We start from the raw sequence: 20998 nt of genomic DNA, 5'->3' as shown, positions 1-20998 counted from the left end.
CGGATGGTCGCGGTCCGGCCCGGCGACGCCGACGCGGCGCTCGCCCGGCGCGACCGGTCCAAGAGCGTCATCCTCATCTACGGCCCCGACACCGGCCTCGTGCGCGAGCGCGCCGAGGGACTGGTGCGCCGCGCCGTGCCCGATGCCCACGATCCCTTCGCGCTGGTGCGGCTGGAGGGCGACGAGATCGCCTCGGATCCCCGCCGGCTGATCGACGAGACCTCCACCATCGGCCTGTTCGGCGGTGAGCGGGTGGTGTGGGTGCGCGCCGGCTCCAAGAACATCGTGCCCGCGATCCAGCCGGTTCTCTCCAACCCCTGCGACGCGCTGGTGGTGGTGGAGGCCGGCGACCTGAAGAAGGGCGCGCCGCTCCGCACCCTGTGCGAAAACGCCCAGAACGCCCTCGCCATCGCCTGCTACGCCGACAGCGAGCGCGACCTCGCCCGCCTCGTCGATCAGATGATGGCGGAGGCCGGCCTTTCCATCGATCGCGACGCGCGCGAGCTGCTCGTCTCCCTCATCGGTGGCGACCGGCTGGCCTCGCGCGGGGAGATCGCCAAGCTCATCCTCTATGCCATGGGCACCGAGCGCGTGACGCTGGAGGACGTGCGCCTCATCGTCGGCGATGCCTCGGCTCTGGCGCTGGACGACGTGGTGGATTCGGCGCTGGCCGGCGAGACGCGGGATGCGCTGGCGGCCCTCTCCAAGGCCTTCGGCGCGGCGACGCGGCCGGATGCCGTGCTGGGCGGCCTGCTGCGCGCGCTCACCGCGCTGCACCCCATGACCCTCGCCGTGGCGGGGGGATCGAGCCCCGAAAGCGTGGTGGGCTCGGCGCGCCCGCCGGTGCATTTCTCGCGCAAGCCCAAGCTGGAAAAGGCCCTGCGCGGCCTCGACCCCGACCGCTGCATGAAGGCGCTCCTCGCCGTCGACGACGCGGTCCTCGCCGCCCGCCGCAACGCGCCGCTCGCCCCCGCCATCTGCGAGCGGGTGGTGTTGCAGGTGGCCCAGCAGGCGGGCCGGCGGCGGTAGCAGCGGGGCCTTTTTCGCGGTGGCTCGCAGAGCCACATTCGCGACGCTTAGCATCCGTCATGGCCGGGCTTGTCCCGGCCATCCACGTGGCTCGGCCGGGAATAGTTCTGGGACACCTACTCCATCGGCCCGACGTGGATACCCGGGACAAGCCCGGGCATGACGGCGGACAGAGGGGAGGGGCCTTGCTCAAGGCGGGCGATGACGGCAGGGAGGGGCTGCCTTCGGGCCATTTTCCGCCATCGGGTCCGGGCGCCAAGCGATGCCATAAGTCCGGGCGGCGGCTTCGTCTCGCGTGCCGCCTCTGTTTCTGCCCGGAGCGTCGCATGAACTGGATCCTGCCGGAACGCATCGACAACCACTTCCCCGGCCACCGTGCGGTGGTGGCGGTGTTCGCGGCGATCACCGCCATGACCATCGGGCGCAGCCTGTTCCACATGCTGGCGCCGGATGGCGGGGCGCAGTCGGTGGCGCACATTCCGCTCGACACCTTCTCGCCGGTCCAGGCAGGGCAGGCGGTGATCTTCGTGTTCGCGCTCTGGGGCCTGTCGCAGCTCATCATGGGGCTGCTCTATGCGGTCGCCCTGGCGCGCTACCGGGCGCTGATCCCGCTGCTGCTGGTGTTCATCGTCGTGGAATACGCGGGCCGCTACCTGCTCGGCCACATGCGCCCGCTGGATGTCACCCACGCCCCGCCGGGCAAGATCCTGGATCACATCATGATCCCGCTCGCCCTCGTGCTGCTCTTCTTCAGCCGGCCCGCCTTCGGCCGGCGCTGACGGGGCCGGTCAGGCCCTGTCCCGCGCCAGTTCGGCGAAGTGCCCCTTCATCTGGAGCCATCCGAGGGCGGCGAGGCCCGGCAGGCCGGCGACGGCGGTGAGGATGAAGAACAGCGGCCAGCCCGACGCCTCGGCGATGGCGCCGCTGGAGGAACCGAGCAGGGTCCGCCCCACCGCGGTCAGCGCCGTCAGCAGCGCGTACTGGGTCGCGGTGTGCTCCCGCGCGCCGCACAGGGCCGAGAGATAGGCCACGAAGATCACCGTGCCGATGGCGCTGGTGAAGTTCTCGATGAGGATGACGCCCGTCAGCACCGCCTCGTTCGGGCCCACATAGGCCTGGAGCGTGAAGCCGAGGTTGGAGGTGATCTGCAGCACGCCGGAGATCCACAGGCACGTCACCAGCGGACGCTCGCGGGCGATCCACGCGCCCACGAAGCTGCCGGCGATGGTGCCGCCGAAGCCCACCACCTTCACGATCTCCACGTAAGTGGCCTTCGAGAAGCCGATGTCCAGCACGAACGGCCCGGTGAGCACGCCGGCGAAGGCATCGCAGAATTTGAACAGCATCACGAACAGCAGGATCATCACCGCCTGGTTGCGGCGCAGGAACTCGCCGAACGCACCCACGGTGGTGGCGACGAGCCGGTGCCCGGTGCCTTCATCCGGTGCCCGCACCGGCGCCTTCGGCTCGCGGGCGAACAGGGTGGCGACGAGGCCGATGGCGACGCATCCGGCGGCGATCATGTAGCCCCAGAACCAGCTGGTGCCGCGCGGCAGGCCCAGCGCCGTTTCCAGATAGGCGACCAGCGCGATGACGCCGGCGCCGGTGGCCAGCATGGCGATGCGGTAGCCAGTGACGTAGCCGGCCATGCCGGCGGCCTGCTCGCTCGCGCTCTCCAGCCGTTCCACGCGGAAGGCATCCACGGCGATGTCCTGCGTCGCTGAGGCGATGGCGACGGCCAGCGCGCAGGCGGCGACGCCGAAGGGGGCGCTGATGGGGTCCTGGAGCGCGAGCGCCGCGATGGCGGCGATGAGCACGATCTGGCAGGTGAGAAGCCAGCCGCGCCGCCGGCCGAGCAGGCGGGACAGGATCGGCACGTCCACCGCGTCCAGCACCGGCGCCCACAGGAACTTCAGCGTGTAGGGCAGGCCCACGAGGCTGAACAGGCCGATGGCGGTGAGCGTCACCCCCACGTCCTTCATCCACAGCGAGAGCGTGCCGCCGGTGAGCGCCAGCGGCAGGCCGGAGGAGAAGCCGAGCAGGCTGACGGAGAGCACGTCGCGCTGGGTATAGAGCGCGACGGCCTCCTTCAGGGTGCGCCGCCGGGGGGCTTCGGAGCCGGTCGGGCTGAGGCTTTGCTCGGTCATCTCGATCCTTCCGCCATTCCCGGAACGCCGGTGGCGTGCCGCTGCGGGATGCTGCGCGCGGCATCCCGGTCCTCGCCCTGCTTTATGAGCGTGACCGGTGAAGAGGTTCCTACCGTGGCAGAACGGGCCGGTCCGTGCTCACGCCTGCGGATGGCTCCACAGGCCCTGTTCCACCTTGGACACTGCGATCACGGCCTGGGTGCGGCTTTCCACGCCCAGCTTCTGCAGGATGGCGGAGACGTGGGCCTTCACCGTCGCCTCGGAGACGGACAGCTCATAGGCGATCTGCTTGTTGAGCCGGCCCTCGGCCAGCATCATCAGCACCCGCACCTGCTGGGGCGTGAGGGTGGAGAGGCGAGCGATGATGGCGTCGGTCTCGGCATCCGCCTTGGTGGTCACGTTGATGTCGGGCGGCAGGAAGGTCTCGCCCTTCAGCACCTGCGCCACCGCATCGCGCATGTTGCCGACGCTCATGCTCTTGGGGATGAAGCCGGAGGCGCCGAGATCGAGGCAGCGGCGGATCACCGCCGGCTCCTCGTTGCCGGAGACCACCACCACCGGGATCGCCATGTACTGGGCGCGCAGATAGATGAGGCCGGAAAAGCCCCGCGCGCCGGGCATGGTGAGGTCGAGCAGGATCAGGTCGAACTCGGGGTCGCGCTCCAAGAGCGCCGTCAGGTCGTCGAAGGTGCCGACCTCCTCGATCCTGGCATCGGCGCTGCGGCCGAGCACCGCTTCCCGCAAGGCACCGCGGAACAGGGGATGGTCGTCGGCGATGACGAGGCGCAGTCCGTTCCCGGCATCTTCCACCATGCTTCCTCCCCCGCAAGGCTTCAGCTTCTTGTCGCGCGGTCGCCACAACGTTAGCGCGAATCGATTCTGCGATCATCAATCCGTGGCGAAGCGGTGACAAGCCGATCAGGGAAATTGACCAAGCGTTCCGGTGAAAGTCAAAACCACCTCGCGCCGGTGGGGCCTCTCTCGGTGCTCCGCGAGATAGATCCCCTGCCACGTCCCGAGCCCCGGCCGTCCGCCGCGCACGGGGATGGAGAGGCTGGCGTCGCTGAGCATGGTGCGCACATGGGCTGGCATGTCGTCCGGCCCCTCGGTGTCGTGCACCCAGCGGAAATTGCGCGGCGCCAGGGTGCGCAGGGCAGTGAGAAGATCGGTCTGCACGTCCGGGTCGGCATTTTCCTGGATGGTGAGGGAGGCCGAGGTGTGCCGGCAGAAGACAGTGAGCACGCCGTCGCCGGCCGAAATCTCGGTGAGGAAGGCGGTGGCCTCGCGGGTGATGTCGGTGAAGCCCTCGCCGGGCGTCTCCACCGCGAGCGTCGCCTCGGCGTGGCGCACGGCTCCGCTCAGTCTCGCCGGGGTGCGGCTGGTGCGCGCCATGGTGATCTCTCCTCCTGCTTGCGCGGTGTTCGCTTCTTGCGCGGTGTTCGCCCGCCACGTACCAGTTCACGGCCTGCCGCGCCGCCTTTTCGGGCGGCGACGCCCAACGATCAGGGTTCTTCCATGTCGAAGCTGGTTCTCGATCCCGCCGTGTTCGCCGATGCGGCCATCGCGCCCGACACGCGCATGGTCAACGATGCCATCGTGAAGGTCCTGTCCGCCATCCCCGACCGGTGGGCCACCCCGCTGCCCGAGATTCGCGCCGCCCGCCTTGCCGGCAAGGGCGTGTTCCCGCTGGCGCCGGAAAGCCCGCGCGCCACGGCCGAGACCATTCCCGGCCCGCGCGGCCCGGTGCCGGTTCGCATCTACAAGCCGGACGGCGCGCCCAGGGGCGTCTATTTCCACATCCATGGCGGCGGCTGGACGCTGGGTTCGGCGCGCGAGAACGAGGCGCTGCTCGATCGCATCGCCGCCAATTGCGGGCTGGCGGTGGTCTCGGTGGATTATGCGCTGGCGCCGGAAGTGCCCTATCCCGCCGGCCCGGACGATTGCGAGGCGGCCGCCCTCTGGTTGGTGAAGGAGGCGAAGGCCCGCTTCGGCACCGAGCGCTTCGCCATCGGCGGGGAATCGGGCGGCGCCACGCTGGCGGTCGCGACCCTCGTGCGGCTGCGCGATCGCCACGGCCTCAGCCCCTTCTCCGCCGCCGTGCTCACCGCCGGCTGCTACGACCTGCGCCTGACCCCCTCCGTCCGCAACTGGGGCGACCTGCCGCTGGTGCTGAACACGCGGGACATCCAGTTCTTCGTCGACAACTACCTGCGCCTTGAAGGCAAGGCCGACGACCCGGACGTGTCGCCGCTGCTGGCGCGCCTCAAGGGCCTGCCCAGGGCGCTGTTCATCGTCGGCGGCCGCGATCCTTTGGTGGACGACACCCTCTTCATGGCCAATGCATGGGCGGCGGCGGGGAATGGCACCGAGCTGGAGGTCTATCCCGGCGGCTGCCACGTCTTCATCGCCTTCCCCGGCACCATCGCCGACCAGGCGCTGAAGCGGATCGACGGGTATCTGGCGGAGTTCTGAGGGGAGGGGGTCTGGCCTTGCTCGCTCGGAGGGCATTTTCCCCATCGCGGGCAGTCTTGCGCTGTCTGGCATCGGCACCCCACTGGTGCTGCTCATCCGGGAGCGGACCCTCCCGCCGTCGTCCTCCGACTTGATCGGAGGACCCATAACGCCGTCTGCCCCGGTGTTCGAAGGCTTGCTCCAGAGCAGCGATGGGCCCTCCGATCAAGTCGGAGGGCGACGGCTGTTGCTCGCTACTGTCCGGGGGCACAAGGTCGCCCCTCAGAGCTTCTCCTGCCCGTTGGGCGCGCGGAATTCGTCGATGAGGCCGCGCAGGCGCTTGTAGAAGCGCTCGGCATAGTCGAGGGCGCGGTCCATGTCTGATGTGTCGGGGTTGGCGTTCGGCCCCGGCGTCGGCGGCAGGGGCGGGAGCGGTGGAAGCTGGGCCGAGCGGCGCAGGGTGTCCACCTCCCCCTGAAGGCGGGCGATCTCCGCCTCATAGGCATCGCGCGTGTCAGGCACTGCCTCGCAGGTGAAGGCGGTGCCGCGCTTGGCGCACAGGGAGACGCGGCCGGTTTCCCGGTCGAGCTTCAGCGCGCCGCCCTCCACCGGGGCGAAGGAGAAGCGCGGCGCCGTGGTATCGCCGGGCGGCGCGGGCAGAACTTGCGCCTGCGCGAGGGCAGGCGCCGCCAGAAGGCTCGCGGCGAGGGCCGCCACGAGGGAGAGACCGGCCGAATGCGCCGGATGAGCCGGGAAGACCATGCGCGCCTCCAAATCCCGCCTTCACGTCCCGCGGCCCGTTCCGCCGCGTCATTCCCGCTAGATAATCACGCCGATCGGGGCCGGAAGGGGGCAGGGGGCTTCAGGCCACGTCCGGCCGGTAGGGCGCGCGTCCAGAGGTGAGGGCGTCGTCCAGCAGGTCGATGCGGTCCTGACCCCAGAACACCTCGCCATCCAGCACATAGGACGGCGCGCCGAACACGTCGGCGGCGAGCGCCTTGGCGCGGTTCTCCAGATAGAGCGCGGCGATCTTCTCCTCGCCCGCCGCCGCCACCAGCTCGGCGCCGGGCAGGCCCACCGCATCGGCACAGGCGGCGATGACCTCGGGCAGGCCGAGATTTTCCTGCCGGACCCAGACGCCGGAGAAGATCCGCTCCATCAGCGCGCCGGGCGCGTGCCCGGCCTCGATGGTGGCGAGGATGGTCTGGTCCGCCAGCGTGCCGTCGAACGGCCAGTGGGCGGGATGGACGTTGAGGTCCACGCCGCGCTTCTGCCGCCAACGCTGAAGCTCGAGAATGCGGTAGCGCTGGCGCGGCGGGGCGCGCTTGGCGAGCGGCAGGCCGCCGGTTTCCGCGAAGACGGGGCCGAGGGCCACCGGATGGAAGCGCACATTGACGCCATGGCGCGCGGCGAGCGCCATCACCGGGGCGTGGCCCAGGAAGGTCCAGGGGCTCACGCTGGAGAAGAAATAGTCGAGGGTGCGCGGCGCGGCGGGGGGCGGGCTCATTGGGGGCAGGCCTTCTCTTGGGATCGTCCTTGGGCGGGAGGGCGATGCTAGAGCCTCTTTCCGTCGCCTTGAAGCCCGGGCGCGGGGATCAATCGACCGATCCGGAAGTTGTCCTTGCGCAGGGCGGCTTGACAGGGGCGCGCGCGGTGCTTCCCTCTCAGGCGCCCGGATATGATCCGGGAGGCGGCATGGGCGACGAACGGGAATCCGAGCTGGTCGGGCTGAAGAGCGAGCTGGCAGGGGTGGCGCTGAAGGCGGCCATGGCCAAGGGACCGCCGAGCGATCCGCCGGGCGGACCTGAGGCGGCGGGCGGCGCGAAGGCGCGGCGGGCCGTGCGGATGAACCCCCTGGCGTGGATGGCCGTGTCATTTCTGGCGGGTGCGGTGGCAGGCTCGCTGCTCCGGCCGGTCAGGGTTGTGCGCAGAGGAAGGGACGCGGGATGAATTTCGACCAGCTGATGCGGAATCTGAAGATTCTGCTGCGCACCAACACCATCATTGCCGAAATCCACCTGCGCCACATCGCGGCCCGCGCCGGCCTGTTCGCCTTCGCCGCTCTGGTGGCGAGCTTCGGCGTGGTGATGCTGGGCGTCGCGCTGTTCCTGGCGCTGGAGCAATCCATGGGGCCGATCTGGGCGGCCGTGGTGGTGGGCGGAGGCGGGCTCTTCCTCGCGCTCATCGTGGCCATCATCGGCGCGATGCTGAAGCCCTCCCGCGAGCTGGCGCTGGCCAATCAGGTGAGCCAGTCGGCCATGGATGCGGTGGCCGCGGACCTGCGCGCCACCCAGGCCAACGTCGCCTCCTACGCCTCGCTCGCCGCCGTGCCGGGGCTGGTGCTGCCGGTGCTGACGCTGCTCACCCGCCTGTTCCGCCGCCAGCCTCGGGCTTGAGGGGGTCAGGTGCCGTCATCCGTCGGCTAGTCCGGAAGTCGGCTGTTGCTGACTTCCGTTCGCAAAGGCGGACCCCGGTTGCAGCCGGGTTCCGGGGGATTCACTTTGCCGCTTGAGCGATGTTCAAATGCTCGACCCGGTCGAGCCGTGGATCGCCCGGACCAGCCGGGCGATGACAGGTCCAAAGCCTACGCCTTGCGCACCCAGCGCCCGTTCTCGTCCTGCTGCCAATAGGTGAGTTCGTTGCCCGCCACGGCCTTGGCCTCGCGCCAGCGCTCGCGGGCCTTGGCCACCTGCTCGTCGTCCCGCCCGTCGAAGAGGTGGACGACGCGCGCATAGGGCGAGGCATCGGCGAGCGGCACCGCATCCACCAGAAAACGCACCTGCGCGCCGTTGGGATTGTCCTCGGAGGTGGCGATGAGCACCGGCTGGCGCTCGGGCAGCGGCTGCGCCTCCGTGCCGTGCGGCAGGAAGGACGCCTCGCTATAGGTCCACAGATGGGAATCGAGCGCGTCCCGCCGCTCCGCCGACCCGCACTGCACCACACACCGCCAGCCGCGCTCCAGCGACTTCTCCAGCAGCATCGGCAGCACCTGCTCGAGAGGGCGGCGCTCAAGGTGGTAGAATAGGATTTCGGTCATCGGCGGAAGGTTAGCACATGGGTTCGCACCGCGTCGCGCTCCTGCTTGACCGGTGCCCACGCGCCTTCCATATGCCGGGCATGAGCCTCATCCAGAACGAGCGCACCAAGCTGACGGCCAATGCCCTCGACCGGGCATCCACCGCCTGCCTCACGGTCGGAGCGCTCGGGCCGGCGGTGGCCTCGCTCTATGGACTTGGCGGGATGGGTTCGGCGGCGCCGTCCCATGGCGCGCTCATCGCCTTGGGCAGCGTGTTTTGGCTGGTTGCCGCCGCTGTGCTACATTTCATGGCACGAAGCGTGCTCGGACGACTGATATGACCGGCCTCTGGCTCTATGCCTATGTGGTGATGCCCCTCGCGGTGATCGCGATGGGCTATGCCGCCGTGCGCCTGACCGAGCCCAAGCACCCGCCCCACGCCGGGCCTGCGGAATAGCGCTTTCCTGTCTCATCCGCCGTCGTCCTCCGGCTTGACCGGAGGACCCATGGCGCCGTTCGCCTCTCCCTCCCCGCGTCAGCTCAAGCGGGGAGATGGGCCCTCCGGTCAAGCCGGAGGGCGACGGATGTGAGAGAGGCGCTCACCCCTCGTAGTGGTCCTTCACCAGCTGGTCGAGCAGGCGCACGCCCCAGCCCGAGCCCCAGCTCTTGTTGATGTCGCTCGCAGGCGAGGACATGGCCGTGCCGGCCACGTCGAGATGCGCCCACGGGGTCTTGTCCACGAAGCGGGCGAGGAACTGGGCGGCGGTGATGGAGCCGGCGTGGCGGCCGCCGGTGTTCTTCATGTCGGCGAACTTGGAATCGATCAGCTTGTCGTATTCCGGGCCGAGCGGCAGGCGCCACACCCGCTCGCCGGTCTCCTGACCGGCCTTTGTGAGGCGCTCGGACAGTTCGTCGTCGTTGGAGAAGAGGCCCGCATATTCCGAGCCCAGCGCCACCAGGATCGCGCCGGTGAGGGTGGCGAGGTCGATCATGAACTTGGGCTTGAAGCGCTCCTTGGCGTACCAGAGCACGTCGCACAGCACGAGCCGGCCCTCGGCATCGGTGTTGATGATCTCGATGGTCTGGCCGGACAGCGAGGTGACGATGTCGCCGGGGCGCTGGGCGGCGCCGTCGGGCATGTTCTCCACGAGGCCGATGAGGCCCACCGCGTTCACCTTCGCCTTGCGGGCGGCCAGCGCATACATGAGGCCGGTGACGCAGGCGGCACCGCCCATGTCGCCCTTCATGTCCTCCATGCCGGCGGCCGGCTTGATGGAGATGCCGCCCGTGTCGAAGGTGACGCCCTTGCCGATGAAGGCCACGGGGGCCTCGCCCTCAGGCCCGCCGTTCCAGCGCATCACCACGACGCGGCTCTCCTTGATGGAGCCCTGGCCGACGCCGAGCAGCGCCTTGAGGCCGGCTTCTGCGAGGGCGGCGTCGTCCAGCACCTCGATCTCGACGCCCACGCCGGAAAGATGCTCCTCGGCGCGGCGGGCGAATTCCGGCGGGTCGAGCACGTTGGCGGGCTCGTTCACGAGATCACGGGCGAACAGCACGCCGTCGCCCACGGCCTGCCGGGCGGCATAGGCGCGCTTGGTTCCGGCCTCGTCGGAGACGAGGAGGGTCACGGTGCGGGCGGTCGGCTCGGCATCGTCCTTCTTCTTGGTCTTGTAGCGGTCGAAGCTGTAGCTGCGCAGCGAGAGGCCCAGCGCCACCTCGGCGGCGGCATCGGCGGAGATCTTGGTGCCGGGCAGGTCGAGCACCACGCTCGCCTCGCGGGCGGAGGCGGGCAGCTTGCCGGCGATGAGGCCGCCGAGCTTCAGGAAATCCTTGGGCTTCAGGTCCGCCGCCTTGCCCACCGAGATGATGATGAGGCGCGGCGCCTCGATGCCGGCGGGGGCGAGCAGGTCCAGCCCGCTCCAGGCCTTGCCCTTGAACTTCTCGGCGTCGAACGCGCGGGTCAGCGCCTTGTCGGCCCCCTTCACCAGCTTCTGCGCCTGCGTGCCGAAGGCGAGGCTTTCGTCGGTGAGCACCACGAGGACGCCCTTGGCGGCGGCGGTGAGCCGGGCGAACGAGACGGTGACGGGATCGGACATCAGGCGCTCCAGAAGCAGCGGGAGGGGCAGAATGGATTCAGAATATGCGTCGCCCTTGTCTAGCCCGGTCGGCGGACAGGGGGAACCGCCCTCAGCGTCACGGTGGTGCCGCCGCGCCCGAGCTTTCGGGACTGGAGCTTAGATAGGTGCCGGGGCGCGCTTGTGAACCGTTCTCCCAAAAGAAAAGGGGGCGCCAGGCGCCCCCATTCCTCATCTTCCCGAAAGGAAAGCCTCACTCGGCGGCTTCGCCACCGGCGGCCGCGGCGGCCGCGGCGGCCTTGTCGGCCTTCTCCTTGGCGCGCTCCTGGGCCTTCTGGCCGGGCTCGGCCTTCTTCGGGTTGTTGCGGGCGTCGCGCTTCAGCAGGCCAGCGGCGTCGAGGAAGCGGGCCACGCGGTCGGTGGGCTGGGCGCCCTTCTCGAGCCAGGCCTTCGCCTTCTCGGCGTCGAGCACCACGCGGGTCTCGGAATCCTTGGCGAGCAGCGGGTTGAAGGTGCCGATCTTCTCGATGAAGCGGCCATCGCGCGGGGCGCGGGCGTCGGCGACGACGATGCGGTAGTAGGGACGCTTCTTGGCGCCGCCACGGGCGAGACGGATCTTGAGGGACATGGTCTTCTTCCTTTTTAAGTCAGTGTCTTGAGTGTCGTATTCGGGCTGATCTCTGGTGCCGTCGCCCGGGCAGGCAGGGGGCGTAGGCGTTACTTCTTCTTGCCGGGCCCTCCCACTCCAGGGAAGCCCTTCGGCAGGCCGGGGAGGCCGCTGGGGAATTTGGACGGCAGGCCGCCGCCGGGCAGGCCGGGGAAGTTCGGCGGCAGGCCGCCGGGCGCGCCGGGCATTCCGCCGGGGCCACCCTTGCCCATTTTCTCCGCCATTTCCTGCAGCATCTCGGGGGAGGGGCCACCGCCGCCGAAGCCCATCATGCCGGCGAGACCCGCCAGCGGGCCGCGCTTGCCGGCGGCGCCGCCCATGGCCTTCATCACGTCGGCCATCTGGCGATGCATCTTCAGGAGGCGGTTGATCTCCTCCACCTTGGTGCCGGAGCCGGCGGCGATGCGGCGCTTGCGCGAGGCGTCGAGCAGCTTGGGCGCGCGGCGCTCCTTGGGGGTCATCGAATTGATGATGGCCACCTGCCGCTTGAACACCTTGTCGTCGAGGTTCGCCGAGGCGATCTGGTTCTTCACCTTGGCGACGCCGGGCATGAGGCCCATGAGCCCGCCGAGCCCGCCCATCTTGGCCATCTGCTCCAATTGGCCGCGCAGATCGTCAAGGTCGAAGGTGCCCTTGCGCATGCGCTCGGCAGTGATCTTCGCCTTCTCGATGTCGATATTTTCGGCGGCCCGCTCCACGAGGGCCACCACGTCGCCCATGCCGAGGATGCGCCCCGCCACGCGGTGGGGATCGAAATCCTCCAGCGCGTCCATCTTTTCGCCGGTGCCGAGCAGCTTGATGGGCTTGCCGGTGACGGCGCGCATGGAAAGAGCCGCACCACCGCGACCATCGCCGTCGGCGCGGGTCAGCACGATGCCGGTGAGACCGACGCGGCCGTCGAAGGCCTTGGCGGTGTTCACCGCGTCCTGGCCGGTGAGGCTGTCGGCAACCAGCAGCACTTCATGCGGCTTGGTGACGGCCTTCACCTCGGCCACTTCGGCCATCAGGCCTTCGTCCAGCGTCACGCGGCCGGCGGTGTCGAGCATCACCACGTCGTAGCCGCCGAGCTTGGCCGCCTCGATGGCGCGCTTGGCGATCTGCACGGCAGACTGCCCGGCGACGATGGGAAGGGTCGCGACCTCCACCTGCTTGCCCAGGGTGGCCAGCTGCTCCATGGCCGCCGGACGGCGGGTGTCAAGCGAGGCCATCAGCACCTTGCGCTTGCCGCGTTCGGTGAGGCGCTTGGCGATCTTGGCGGTGGAGGTGGTCTTGCCCGAGCCCTGCAGGCCGACCATCAGGATCGGCACCGGGGCGGGGGCGTTCAGGTCGATGGGGTCGGCGTCGGAGCCGAGAGTCGCCACGAGCTCGTCGTGGACGATCTTCACCACCATCTGGCCGGGGGTGACGGACTTGATGACCTCCACGCCCACGGCGCGCTGGCGCACCCGGTCGGTGAAGGACCGCACCACGTCCAGCGCCACGTCCGCCTCGATCAGCGCGCGGCGCACCTCGCGCATGGCCTCGCCGACGTCGGCCTCGGTGAGAGCGCCGCGCCGCTTCAGCTTGTCGAGTATGCCGCCGAGGCGGTCGGAAAGGGTATCGAACATGGGCACCCGGGTGTTGCAGCTTCACATCGGACGGCGATGATCTCCCGCGCCGCGCGGACCGGATGAGGTCGTCTCCAAAGGAGCCGCATCAAGCCAACGCAAAGCACGCCCGAGGGCGCAACGCGCTGTCGGGCGGGGGCCTCCGGGCTCTTGGTCCGGTCGGCGGGATCGGCATGGCCGTCCGTGTGAAGCTGGGGCTGTTAGCAGGTTTGGGCGCGGGAGGCAAATTCGCCGCCGTCGGGGCAGGGCGCGCCACCGCTGCGCCCACCCATTCTGCGCCCGCCATCACGATGCGGCAAGGTTCGCCGCACAAGCGAAGTTTGCACGCAACACCACTACTGGTCGTCCTCGGAACAGACCATACTTTCCCTTAGCGCATCTCGCGCATCCGCCGGCCAGCGGCGGGGAGGAAACCATGCACCAGACGCCTTCGACTGCCCCCGAAGCAAGCCAGATCGTTCCCTTTCCCGCCGATTTCCGCACCAAGGAGATCGAGACCAACGGCACCACACTCTATGTCCGCACGGGCGGGCAGGGGCCGGCGGTGCTGCTCATCCACGGTTATGGCGAGACCGGCGACATGTGGGGCGCCCTCGCCCAGGCGCTGGCGCCCACCCACACCGTCGTCGTGCCGGACCTGCGCGGCATGGGCCTCTCGGCCAAGCCGCCCGGCGGCTACGACAAGAAGACCCAGGGCGCGGACATGGCCGGCGTGCTCGATGCCCTCGGCATCGACAAGGTCGCCCTCGTCACCCACGACATCGGCAACATGGTGGGCTTCGCCTTCGCCGCGCTCCACCGCGACCTTGTGACGAAGTTCGCGCTCATCGACGCGCCGCTGCCGGGCGTCGGGCCATGGGAAGAGGTGCTCAAGAACCCGCTGCTCTGGCATTTCCGCTTCGGCGGGCCGGACATGGAGCGCCTCGTCGCCGGGCGCGAGCGCATCTATCTCGATCGCTTCTGGAACGAGTTTTCCGCCGATCCCAGCCACTTCCGCGAAGCCGCGCGGGCACATTACGCCGCGCTCTACGCCCAGCCCGGCGCCATGCACGCGGGCTTTGCCCAGTTCGCCGCCTTCGACCAGGACGCCCTCGACAACGCGGAATTCCTCACCTACGGCAAGCTCGCCATGCCGGTGCTGGCGCTGGGCGGCGAGCATTCCTTCGGTCTCGGCATGGCCGAGGTGATGCGCTTCGCCGCCACCGACGTGACGGGCGACGTGGTGCCCGGCAGCGGCCACTGGATCATGGAGGAGAACCCCGCCGCCACCGTCGCGCTGGTGACGGACTTCCTGCGGGCGGGCTGAGGCAGGCTCCGTCTCCCCCCTGCGCGACGGCCGTGCTAAACCACGGCCGTCACAGGAGGCCCGCCCATGTCCGAGAACAACGATCTGACGCGCTTCTTCGGCGGGTCGCCCGCCTGGGTGCTGGTGCGGCTCGTGCTGCTCTCGGTGGTGGTGGGCGTGATCCTCGCCGCCCTCGGGCTCGACCCGATGAACATTCTCACCAGCCTCCAGCGCCTGCTGCGCAACCTGTTCAGCTTCAGCTTCGAGGCGGTGGAGCGCATGTGGCGCTACTTCCTGCTCGGTGCCGTCATCGTCATTCCGCTCTGGCTGCTCATGCGCGTGTTCGGCCGGCGCTGAGGCCGTGTCGCTCGCGGCTGTCTCGGGGGACGTAACGCACCGGCGCGTGCTCGCCATCGCGCTGCCGATGACGCTGGCGCACCTCACCACGCCTATGCTGGGCGTGGTGGATGCGGCGGTGGTGGGCCGGCTCGGCAGCGCGTCGCTGCTCGGCGGCGTGGCGCTCGCCGCCATCATCTTCGACATGCTGTTCTGGGTGTTCGGCTTCCTGCGCATGGGCACGGTGGGCCTCGCCGCGCAGGCGGTGGGGCGGCGCGATGCGGTGGAGGAGCGGGCGGTGCTGGCGCGCGGCCTGCTGGTCGCCGGCGCGCTCGGCCTCCTGATCGTGCTCCTGCGCGCACCCATCGAGAGCGCGGCCCTGTCGCTGGCGGGAGCGAGCGAGGAGGTGAACGCGGCGGTGCGCGACTATTACGCCATCCGCATCTTCGCCGCGCCCTTCACCCTGGCCAATTACGTGGTGCTGGGCTGGCTGGTGGGCCTCGGCCGCACCGGGCGGGCGCTGGTGCTCCAGCTGGGAATCAATGTCCTCAACATGGTGCTCTCGGCCGCGCTCGTGCTTGGCGCCGGCTGGGGCGTCGCCGGCTCGGCAGCGGGAACTCTCGTCGCCGAAATCATCGGAGCGGCGGCCGGGCTCGTCCTGTGCGCCGTGCTGCTGGGCGGGCGGCTTGGGGTGGCGAAGGCGGTGCTGCTCGACAAGGCGCGCCTCATCCAGACCGTCATGCTCAACCGCGACATCATGATCCGCACCGCGGCGCTGATGTTCGCCTTCTCCTTCTTCGCCGCGCAGGGCGCGCGGGCGGGGGACGTGACCCTCGCCGCCAACGCCATTCTCCAGAACATGGTGATGGTGGCGGCCTATTTCCTCGACGGTTTCGCCACCGCCGCCGAGCAGATCTGCGGCTCGGCCGTGGGTGCGCGGCGGCGGGCGGATTTCTCCGCCGGGGTGCGGCTCTCCATCGTGTGGGGATTTGCCTTCGCGGTGCTGGCGGGGGCGGTCTACCTCGTCACCGGCCCGGCCATCGTGGACGCCATGAGCACCAGCCCCGAGGTGCGGGCCGAGGCGCGCATCTATCTCCTCTATGCCGCGCTGCTGCCGGTGGCGGGGGTGACGGCCTATGCCTTCGACGGCGTCTATATCGGCGCGCTGTGGTCGCGCGACATGCGCAACCTCATGCTGGCCTCGCTGGGCGTCTATCTCGGCGTGTTCCTCGCCCTGCGGCCGCTGGGCAATCACGGCCTGTGGCTGGCGATGCTCGCCTTCCTCCTCGCGCGCGGCGGCTTCCAGGCCCTGCGCCTGCCGGCACTGGAGCGGCGGACCTTCGGCTGATGCCAAGCCCGCGCACAAGTCCGCGCGGCGCTGGAGCGTCGCCCGCTCGGCGTCGGTCGAACACCGAGGCCGATGGCATGAGCCTTAGTCCAGATCGGGGAAGACGTGCGCCCCGTGCGCCCCGAGCGGCAGGTCGCGCACCCATGTCACGGCGGTGAGCGGCAGCGGTGCATAGAGATGGGGAAAGAGGGCGCCGCCGCGCGAGGGCTCCCATTTCAGCGCAGCGCCCAGCGCCGCCGCCTCGACAGCCACCAGCTTCAGGTCGGCCTGCCCGGCGAAGTGCTTCGCCGCCGTCTCGCGCGCCTGCGCGGCGGTGGAGAAATGGATGTAGCCGTCTGCCACGTCCACGGGCGCCCCGGTGAACACGCCCGCTTGCTCGGCGGCGGCCCACAACGCGGCGGGGGCGATCTTGTAGATGAGGGGGGCGGCAGTCACGGGCGATGCTCCTCAATGGATCGGCGACGCACATAGGCCGGCACGAACGAAAGGGCAACTGTGTTCGCCTTATGGTTGCATACGGACTGAAGTCCTGTACAAATGGGGAACAAATTCATATCTTCCACGCATCGGGGGGCGTGGTGTCGCGCGGGTGGCCCCGGTCCGCATCCGGATTCGCTGTCGAGGCCAAGGAAGCTCGAGGCCAAGGAACGTCGAGCAAGGAACGTCTTTCCCATGCTGACCCACGGTAAGATCTGGCGTGCCGTCGATGAACTCGCCGAGCAGCACGGGCTGTCCACCTCCGGCCTCGCCCGGCGGGCGGGGCTCGACCCCACCACCTTCAACCGCTCCAAGCGCGTGACCATCGACGGCCGGCCGCGCTGGCCCTCCACCGAGAGCATCGCCAAGGCGCTTGCCGCCACCGGCACAAGCCCGGAGCACTTCTTCTCTTTGCTGGACGGCTCCGACCGGACCGCCGCCCATGGCGGCGGCGCGGGCTTCGCCGAAGATGCGCCCCCACCCCCGACGCGGCCGCTCAATGCCATTCCGCAGATCGGCTTCGCCCAGGCCGGCTCCGGCGGCTTCTTCGACGATGCGGGCTTCCCGGTGGGCGCCGGCTGGGACGAGATCGTGTTTCCCGATGTCCACGACGCCCACGCCTATGCGCTGGAGATCGCCGGTGATTCCATGGAGCCGGTCTATCGCGACGGCGACGTGGTGGTGGTCTCCCCCGCCTCCGAACCGCGGCGCGGCGACCGGGTAGTGCTGAAGACCAAGGAGGGCGAGGTGCTGGCCAAGGAACTGGTGCGCAAGACCGCCCGCCACATCGAGCTGCGCTCCCTCAACCCCGCCCACGAGGACCGGCAGATTCCCCTCGATCAGGTGGACTGGATCGCCCGGATCGTGTGGGCGAGCCAGTAGGAGCGGGCCGGTTCCTCAAAAAATAAATGTACAATTCACTGCGATGACGATGAGCGGGATGGCGCAGAACATCGTCCACACGCAACCGAGAGCGATAAAGAACAGGGTGAACGAAGTCGGGATCGGAGAACCCAAACCGTAAATCTTTGGCCGATCACCGGTTCTTACAACGTGATCTGCTATTTTTTTGCTTTGCCGGTGAGCTAAAGCCGCTTGAACGCAGGCCCAGAGCGCCGCCAAGCTAACAATGACGAGCATGTTCCACGCGCCAACGCTTGCCTTGCGGCAAGCGGCGCCATGGGCGTCTGGATCGAGATTCGACAGGATCAAGAGCGCGACGAGGCAGAGCGAGACGCTCGCCGCGGCTGCGGCCCAAGCCATGCGCTGGTAGACGACCGGCCGAAATGCGTCATCTCGATCGAACATCACCAGCGTCCCAAGTCTCAGGAATCAAGCGATCCTACCCCAGCAGCGCTTCCAGCGTCTCCAGCCGGTCCGCCTCGCCCGGCGGCTTGTCCCACCGAAGGCGCGCGATGCGGGGGAAGCGCATGGCGATGCCGGAGCGGTGGCGGGTGGAGCGGGCGAGGCCCTCGAAGGCCACTTCGAGCACCAGTCCCTCGTCCTTCTCGTGCACCACCTCGCGCACCGGGCCGAAGCAGTTGATGGTGGCGCGGCGCACGAAGGCGTCGATCTGCTTCAATTCCTCGTCGGTGAAGCCGAAATAGGCCTTGCCCACCGGCACCAGCACATCCTCGCCCTCCTCGCTTTGGGTCCACACCCCGAAGGTGTAGTCCGAATAGAAGGACGAGCGCTTGCCGTGCCCGCGCTGGGCATACATGAGCACCGCATCCACCGTGTGCGGATCGCGCTTCCACTTCCACCACGGCCCCTTGGGGCGGCCGGGCAGATAGAGGCTGTCCGCCCGCTTGATCATCACCCCTTCCACCGCCCCGGCATCCGCGCCCGCGCCGGCCGAGGCGGGGTCGCGGCGGGCGGCGGTCAGTTCGTCCCAGGTGGAGAAGGGCACCATGGGGGAGAGGTCGATGCGCGGGGTCTGGAGCCGGGCGACCAGCGCCTCAAGCCGCATGCGGCGGGCTGCGAAGGGCTGGTCGCGCAAATCGTCCGTGCCGTCCACGAGCAAATCATAGGCGCGAATGTGGGCGGGGAATTCCGCCAGCATCTTCACCGTCACCGTTTTGCGGTTCAGCCGCTGCTGCAGCACGTTGAACGGCTCCACGCGACCGTCGCGGACGATGAGCAATTCGCCGTCCATGGCGCCGTCGAAGGTGATGGCCTCCGCCATATCGGGAAAGGCGCCGGAGATGTCCTCTCCGGTGCGCGAATAGAGCCGCACCACCCGCGCGCCGTCCGGGCCCGTGCCCGCGACCGCCTGCACGCGGATGCCGTCCCACTTCCATTCGGCACGGAAATCGGCGGGGTCGAGGGCGGTGAAATCCGTCTCCTCGATGGCATGGGCCAGCATCACTGGGCGGAATGGGGCGGGGTTCGATGTCTCCGGCCGTGGCCCGCGCCCCTCCACCCAGGCGAACAGCTCCTCATAGGGCGGCTCAAGGCCGGGCCAGACCAGTTCCACCTCGTCCGGCGTCACCTCTCCCAGGCTTGCAACGGCGGTCTTGGCGAGGCGCGCGGAGGCGCCCACCCGCATGGCGCCGGTGATGAGCTTGAGCAGCGCCCAGCGGCCGGTCTCGTCGAGGCCATCCAGCCAGTCGGCCAGATGCCGGGGCAGGGACACCTTGGAGAAGGTGGAGAGGCCGTGGACGATCTCCGACAGCAGCGGCGCGTGGGGCCGCGCGCCCTCCGGCCGGGGCCACATCAGGGCGACGGTCTCGGAGAGATCGCCCACATAGTCATAGGACATCTCGAACAGCACCGGGTCCGCCCGCTCGGCGATCAGCGTGCGCACCACGCCGGGCTTGGCATTGGCGAACGACAGCGCGCCCGTGAGCGCCGCCAGCGCGAGCCCGCGCTCCGGGTCCGGCGTCGAGCGGAAATAGTCCGCCATGAGCCGGATCTTGGCATTGCGCCCGGCTTCGTAAGACATGCGATCGAGCAGCGCGGCGAAGCGGTTCATGGGCGCCTGCCTTGTCCAACTGCGACCGATCTCGCCCCTTGAAGCGCAATCCTCTCGGCTGTCATGGCCCGGCTCGTCCGGGCCATCCACTCCTCCGCCGGAGGGGTGCCCGGAAGGGAGGCGGCGGACTTGCGGCGCGGTGGATCCCCCGGACAAGCCGGGGGATGACGGCTGGAGAGGGAGTGGCTCGCCTCGCGATCAGGGCCGGGCGATGTCATCATAGAGGTCCAGCCAATGCGGGTTTCCCCGCTCGATGAGGTTCATCTTCCACGCGCGGGGCCACTTCTTCAGCCGCTTCTCGCGTGTGATGGCGGCATAGGCTGTGTCATGCTGTTCGAAATAAACGAGCCGCTTGATGTCGTAGGTCTTCGTAAAGCCCTTCGCCGCAGCGCTACGATGCTCAAAGACTCTGCGCACGAGGTCGTTCGTCATCCCGATGTAGAGCGTTCCATTGGGTTCACTGGTGAGAATGTAGACGAAGAAGGCCGCGCTCATTCCCGCGCCTCCTTGTCCCCCTCCGGTGCCGGCGCCACCGCCTCCTCGTCCTCCTCGCCATAGCCGACCATGTGCAACGGCCGGGCGCGGAGCTGGCGGGTGTGAGCCCAGTGGACGAGGGCGTCCTCGGCGCCGTGCGTCACCCACAACTCCTCGCAGCCGGTGGCGCGGATGGAGGCGCAAAGTCCGTCCCAATCGGCGTGATCGGACACCACCAGCGGCAGTTCCACCCCCCGCTGCCGGGCGCGGGCGCGCACGCGCATCCAGCCGGAGGCGAAGCAGGTGATGGGATCGGCGAAGCGCCGCGCCCAGAGGTCCGTCATGGAGGAGGGCGGGGCGATGACGATGGCGCCCGCAAAGGCGGATTTCGGCGCGCCCTTCACCGGCAGGATCTCGCCGAAATCCATGCCGCAGCTTTGATAGTAGTCGGTGATGTTGATGAGCGCGCCGTGGACATAGATCGGCGCGTCGTGGCCTGCCCGGCGGATCAGCGCCATCATTCGCTGCGCCTTGCCGAGGGAGTAGGCGCCGACGATGTGGGTGCGCTCGGGGAAGATGCGCACCGAGGCGAGCAGCTTGTCCACCTCCCCCGCCGCCGGGGGATGGCGGAACACCGGCAGGCCGAACGTCGCCTCGTTGACGAAGACGTGGCAGCGGATGGGCTCGAACGGCGCGCAGGTGGGGTCCGCGGCGTCCTTGTAGTCGCCGGAGACGACGATCACGAGGCCGTCCTTCTCAAGCCGCACCTGCGCCGAGCCGAGCACATGGCCGGCGGGATGGAGGCTCACCTTCACCCCGTTGAGGGTGATCTCCGCGCCATAGGGCAGCGCCTGCGTCGCCCCCGCGAAGCCCGGCCCCATGCGCAGGGCCATGATGTCCAGCGTCTCGCGGGTGGCGAGCACATGGGCATGGCCGGCGCGGGCATGGTCCGAATGGCCGTGGGTGATCACCGCCCGCGGCACGGCGCGGGTGGGGTCCACATAGAAGTCGCCGGCCGGGCTGTAGAGGCCCTTGGGCGAGGGGCAGAGGAGGTCTTCCGGGCGCATCACTTTATCGGGCGGGTTCACCACTATATGGGGAGACTTGCGCGC

24 protein-coding genes are annotated in these 20998 nt (G+C 69.2%); 10 read left to right on the top strand and 14 right to left on the bottom strand.

What is annotated here, in order from left to right:
- The first annotated feature begins 3 nt into the window (after positions 1-3).
- Both holA and XAN126_RS0116485 read left to right on the top strand, forming a co-directional pair.
- Positions 4-1029 (top strand): DNA polymerase III subunit delta, encoded by a 1026-nt coding sequence (gene holA / locus XAN126_RS0116490; protein ID WP_024279691.1) that lies wholly within the window; start codon positions 4-6, stop codon positions 1027-1029.
- Positions 1030-1355: 326 nt separating this feature from the next.
- Positions 1356-1808 carry a hypothetical protein gene (locus XAN126_RS0116485; RefSeq protein ID WP_024279690.1) on the top strand — a complete coding sequence of 151 codons (453 nt, stop codon included), beginning with the start codon at positions 1356-1358 and terminating at the stop codon, positions 1806-1808.
- A 9-nt stretch (positions 1809-1817) separates the two neighbouring features.
- Here XAN126_RS0116485 and XAN126_RS0116480 read toward each other — a convergent pair whose 3' ends face one another.
- From XAN126_RS0116480 to XAN126_RS0116470, 3 genes are all read right to left on the bottom strand, one after another.
- Complete coding sequence (locus XAN126_RS0116480; protein WP_024279689.1) at positions 1818-3176, bottom strand: MFS transporter; 1359 nt, start codon at positions 3174-3176, stop codon at positions 1818-1820.
- 138 nt (positions 3177-3314) lie between these two features.
- Entirely contained in the window at positions 3315-3989 is a 675-nt protein-coding gene (locus XAN126_RS0116475) for a response regulator transcription factor (protein ID WP_024279688.1), read from the bottom strand.
- Positions 3990-4094: 105 nt separating this feature from the next.
- Positions 4095-4568, bottom strand: a complete 474-nt coding sequence (locus XAN126_RS0116470) for a secondary thiamine-phosphate synthase enzyme YjbQ (RefSeq protein WP_081762670.1) — start codon at positions 4566-4568, stop codon at positions 4095-4097.
- A 123-nt stretch (positions 4569-4691) separates the two neighbouring features.
- On the opposite strand from XAN126_RS0116470, the gene XAN126_RS0116465 reads away from it, so the two are divergent.
- On the top strand, positions 4692-5648 hold the full coding sequence (locus tag XAN126_RS0116465; protein ID WP_024279686.1) for an alpha/beta hydrolase: 957 nt from the start codon (positions 4692-4694) through the stop codon (positions 5646-5648).
- Between the two features lie 261 nt (positions 5649-5909).
- Here the strand turns inward: XAN126_RS0116465 and XAN126_RS27260 are convergent, their stop codons facing one another.
- Complete coding sequence (locus XAN126_RS27260) at positions 5910-6389, bottom strand: hypothetical protein (protein WP_155982334.1); 480 nt, start codon at positions 6387-6389, stop codon at positions 5910-5912.
- A 100-nt stretch (positions 6390-6489) separates the two neighbouring features.
- Positions 6490-7134, bottom strand: coding sequence for a 2-hydroxychromene-2-carboxylate isomerase (locus XAN126_RS0116455; RefSeq protein ID WP_024279684.1), 645 nt, complete (start codon positions 7132-7134; stop codon positions 6490-6492).
- Between the two features lie 188 nt (positions 7135-7322).
- On the opposite strand from XAN126_RS0116455, the gene XAN126_RS0116450 reads away from it, so the two are divergent.
- Both XAN126_RS0116450 and XAN126_RS0116445 read left to right on the top strand, forming a co-directional pair.
- Entirely contained in the window at positions 7323-7577 is a 255-nt protein-coding gene (locus XAN126_RS0116450) for a hypothetical protein (RefSeq protein ID WP_024279683.1), read from the top strand.
- Positions 7574-8023: a phage holin family protein gene (locus XAN126_RS0116445; protein WP_024279682.1), complete on the top strand. Its 450-nt coding sequence runs from the start codon at positions 7574-7576 to the stop codon at positions 8021-8023. The genes XAN126_RS0116450 and XAN126_RS0116445 overlap by 4 nt, the downstream gene beginning before the upstream one ends.
- A gap of 188 nt (positions 8024-8211) precedes the next feature.
- Here the strand turns inward: XAN126_RS0116445 and XAN126_RS0116440 are convergent, their stop codons facing one another.
- Positions 8212-8664: a DNA polymerase III subunit chi gene (locus tag XAN126_RS0116440; RefSeq protein WP_024279681.1), complete on the bottom strand. Its 453-nt coding sequence runs from the start codon at positions 8662-8664 to the stop codon at positions 8212-8214.
- A gap of 17 nt (positions 8665-8681) precedes the next feature.
- On the opposite strand from XAN126_RS0116440, the gene XAN126_RS0116435 reads away from it, so the two are divergent.
- Positions 8682-8984 carry a hypothetical protein gene (locus XAN126_RS0116435; RefSeq protein WP_024279680.1) on the top strand — a complete coding sequence of 101 codons (303 nt, stop codon included), beginning with the start codon at positions 8682-8684 and terminating at the stop codon, positions 8982-8984.
- 258 nt (positions 8985-9242) lie between these two features.
- Here XAN126_RS0116435 and XAN126_RS0116425 read toward each other — a convergent pair whose 3' ends face one another.
- The 3 genes from XAN126_RS0116425 to ffh all read right to left on the bottom strand — a co-directional run bounded on the left by XAN126_RS0116425 (position 9243) and on the right by ffh (position 12992).
- Positions 9243-10739: a leucyl aminopeptidase gene (locus XAN126_RS0116425; RefSeq protein ID WP_024279679.1), complete on the bottom strand. Its 1497-nt coding sequence runs from the start codon at positions 10737-10739 to the stop codon at positions 9243-9245.
- A 232-nt stretch (positions 10740-10971) separates the two neighbouring features.
- Complete coding sequence (gene rpsP / locus XAN126_RS0116420) at positions 10972-11346, bottom strand: 30S ribosomal protein S16 (RefSeq protein WP_024279678.1); 375 nt, start codon at positions 11344-11346, stop codon at positions 10972-10974.
- An 89-nt stretch (positions 11347-11435) separates the two neighbouring features.
- Positions 11436-12992, bottom strand: a complete 1557-nt coding sequence (gene ffh / locus XAN126_RS0116415) for a signal recognition particle protein (RefSeq protein WP_024279677.1) — start codon at positions 12990-12992, stop codon at positions 11436-11438.
- A gap of 415 nt (positions 12993-13407) precedes the next feature.
- On the opposite strand from ffh, the gene XAN126_RS0116410 reads away from it, so the two are divergent.
- The 3 genes from XAN126_RS0116410 to XAN126_RS0116400 all read left to right on the top strand — a co-directional run bounded on the left by XAN126_RS0116410 (position 13408) and on the right by XAN126_RS0116400 (position 15961).
- A complete protein-coding gene (locus tag XAN126_RS0116410; protein ID WP_024279676.1) occupies positions 13408-14298 on the top strand; it encodes an alpha/beta hydrolase in 891 nt (296 codons plus the stop codon).
- A gap of 66 nt (positions 14299-14364) precedes the next feature.
- Positions 14365-14634, top strand: a complete 270-nt coding sequence (locus XAN126_RS0116405) for a DUF6460 domain-containing protein (protein WP_024279675.1) — start codon at positions 14365-14367, stop codon at positions 14632-14634.
- A gap of 4 nt (positions 14635-14638) precedes the next feature.
- Positions 14639-15961: an MATE family efflux transporter gene (locus tag XAN126_RS0116400; RefSeq protein WP_024279674.1), complete on the top strand. Its 1323-nt coding sequence runs from the start codon at positions 14639-14641 to the stop codon at positions 15959-15961.
- An 84-nt stretch (positions 15962-16045) separates the two neighbouring features.
- On the opposite strand, the gene XAN126_RS0116395 is transcribed toward XAN126_RS0116400, so the two are convergent.
- Entirely contained in the window at positions 16046-16396 is a 351-nt protein-coding gene (locus tag XAN126_RS0116395; RefSeq protein ID WP_024279673.1) for a DUF952 domain-containing protein, read from the bottom strand.
- Between the two features lie 237 nt (positions 16397-16633).
- Here XAN126_RS0116395 and XAN126_RS0116390 point away from each other — a divergent pair, with 237 nt between their 5' ends.
- A complete protein-coding gene (locus tag XAN126_RS0116390) occupies positions 16634-17320 on the top strand; it encodes a helix-turn-helix transcriptional regulator (protein WP_024279672.1) in 687 nt (228 codons plus the stop codon).
- Positions 17321-17335: 15 nt separating this feature from the next.
- Here XAN126_RS0116390 and XAN126_RS0116385 read toward each other — a convergent pair whose 3' ends face one another.
- The 4 genes from XAN126_RS0116385 to XAN126_RS0116370 form a co-directional block, all read right to left on the bottom strand.
- Positions 17336-17746, bottom strand: a complete 411-nt coding sequence (locus XAN126_RS0116385) for a hypothetical protein (protein WP_024279671.1) — start codon at positions 17744-17746, stop codon at positions 17336-17338.
- 34 nt (positions 17747-17780) lie between these two features.
- Positions 17781-19412: a cisplatin damage response ATP-dependent DNA ligase gene (locus XAN126_RS0116380; protein ID WP_024279670.1), complete on the bottom strand. Its 1632-nt coding sequence runs from the start codon at positions 19410-19412 to the stop codon at positions 17781-17783.
- Positions 19413-19610: 198 nt separating this feature from the next.
- Entirely contained in the window at positions 19611-19907 is a 297-nt protein-coding gene (locus XAN126_RS0116375) for a GIY-YIG nuclease family protein (RefSeq protein WP_024279669.1), read from the bottom strand.
- Positions 19904-20953, bottom strand: a complete 1050-nt coding sequence (locus tag XAN126_RS0116370) for a ligase-associated DNA damage response exonuclease (protein ID WP_024279668.1) — start codon at positions 20951-20953, stop codon at positions 19904-19906. The genes XAN126_RS0116375 and XAN126_RS0116370 overlap by 4 nt, the downstream gene beginning before the upstream one ends.
- Between the last annotated feature and the right edge of the window lie 45 nt (positions 20954-20998).

Source organism: Xanthobacter sp. 126 (assembly GCF_000526175.1).
Classification (GTDB): Bacteria; Pseudomonadota; Alphaproteobacteria; order Rhizobiales; family Xanthobacteraceae; genus Xanthobacter; species Xanthobacter aminoxidans.
This window is presented reverse-complemented; position numbering and strand designations above follow the sequence as displayed.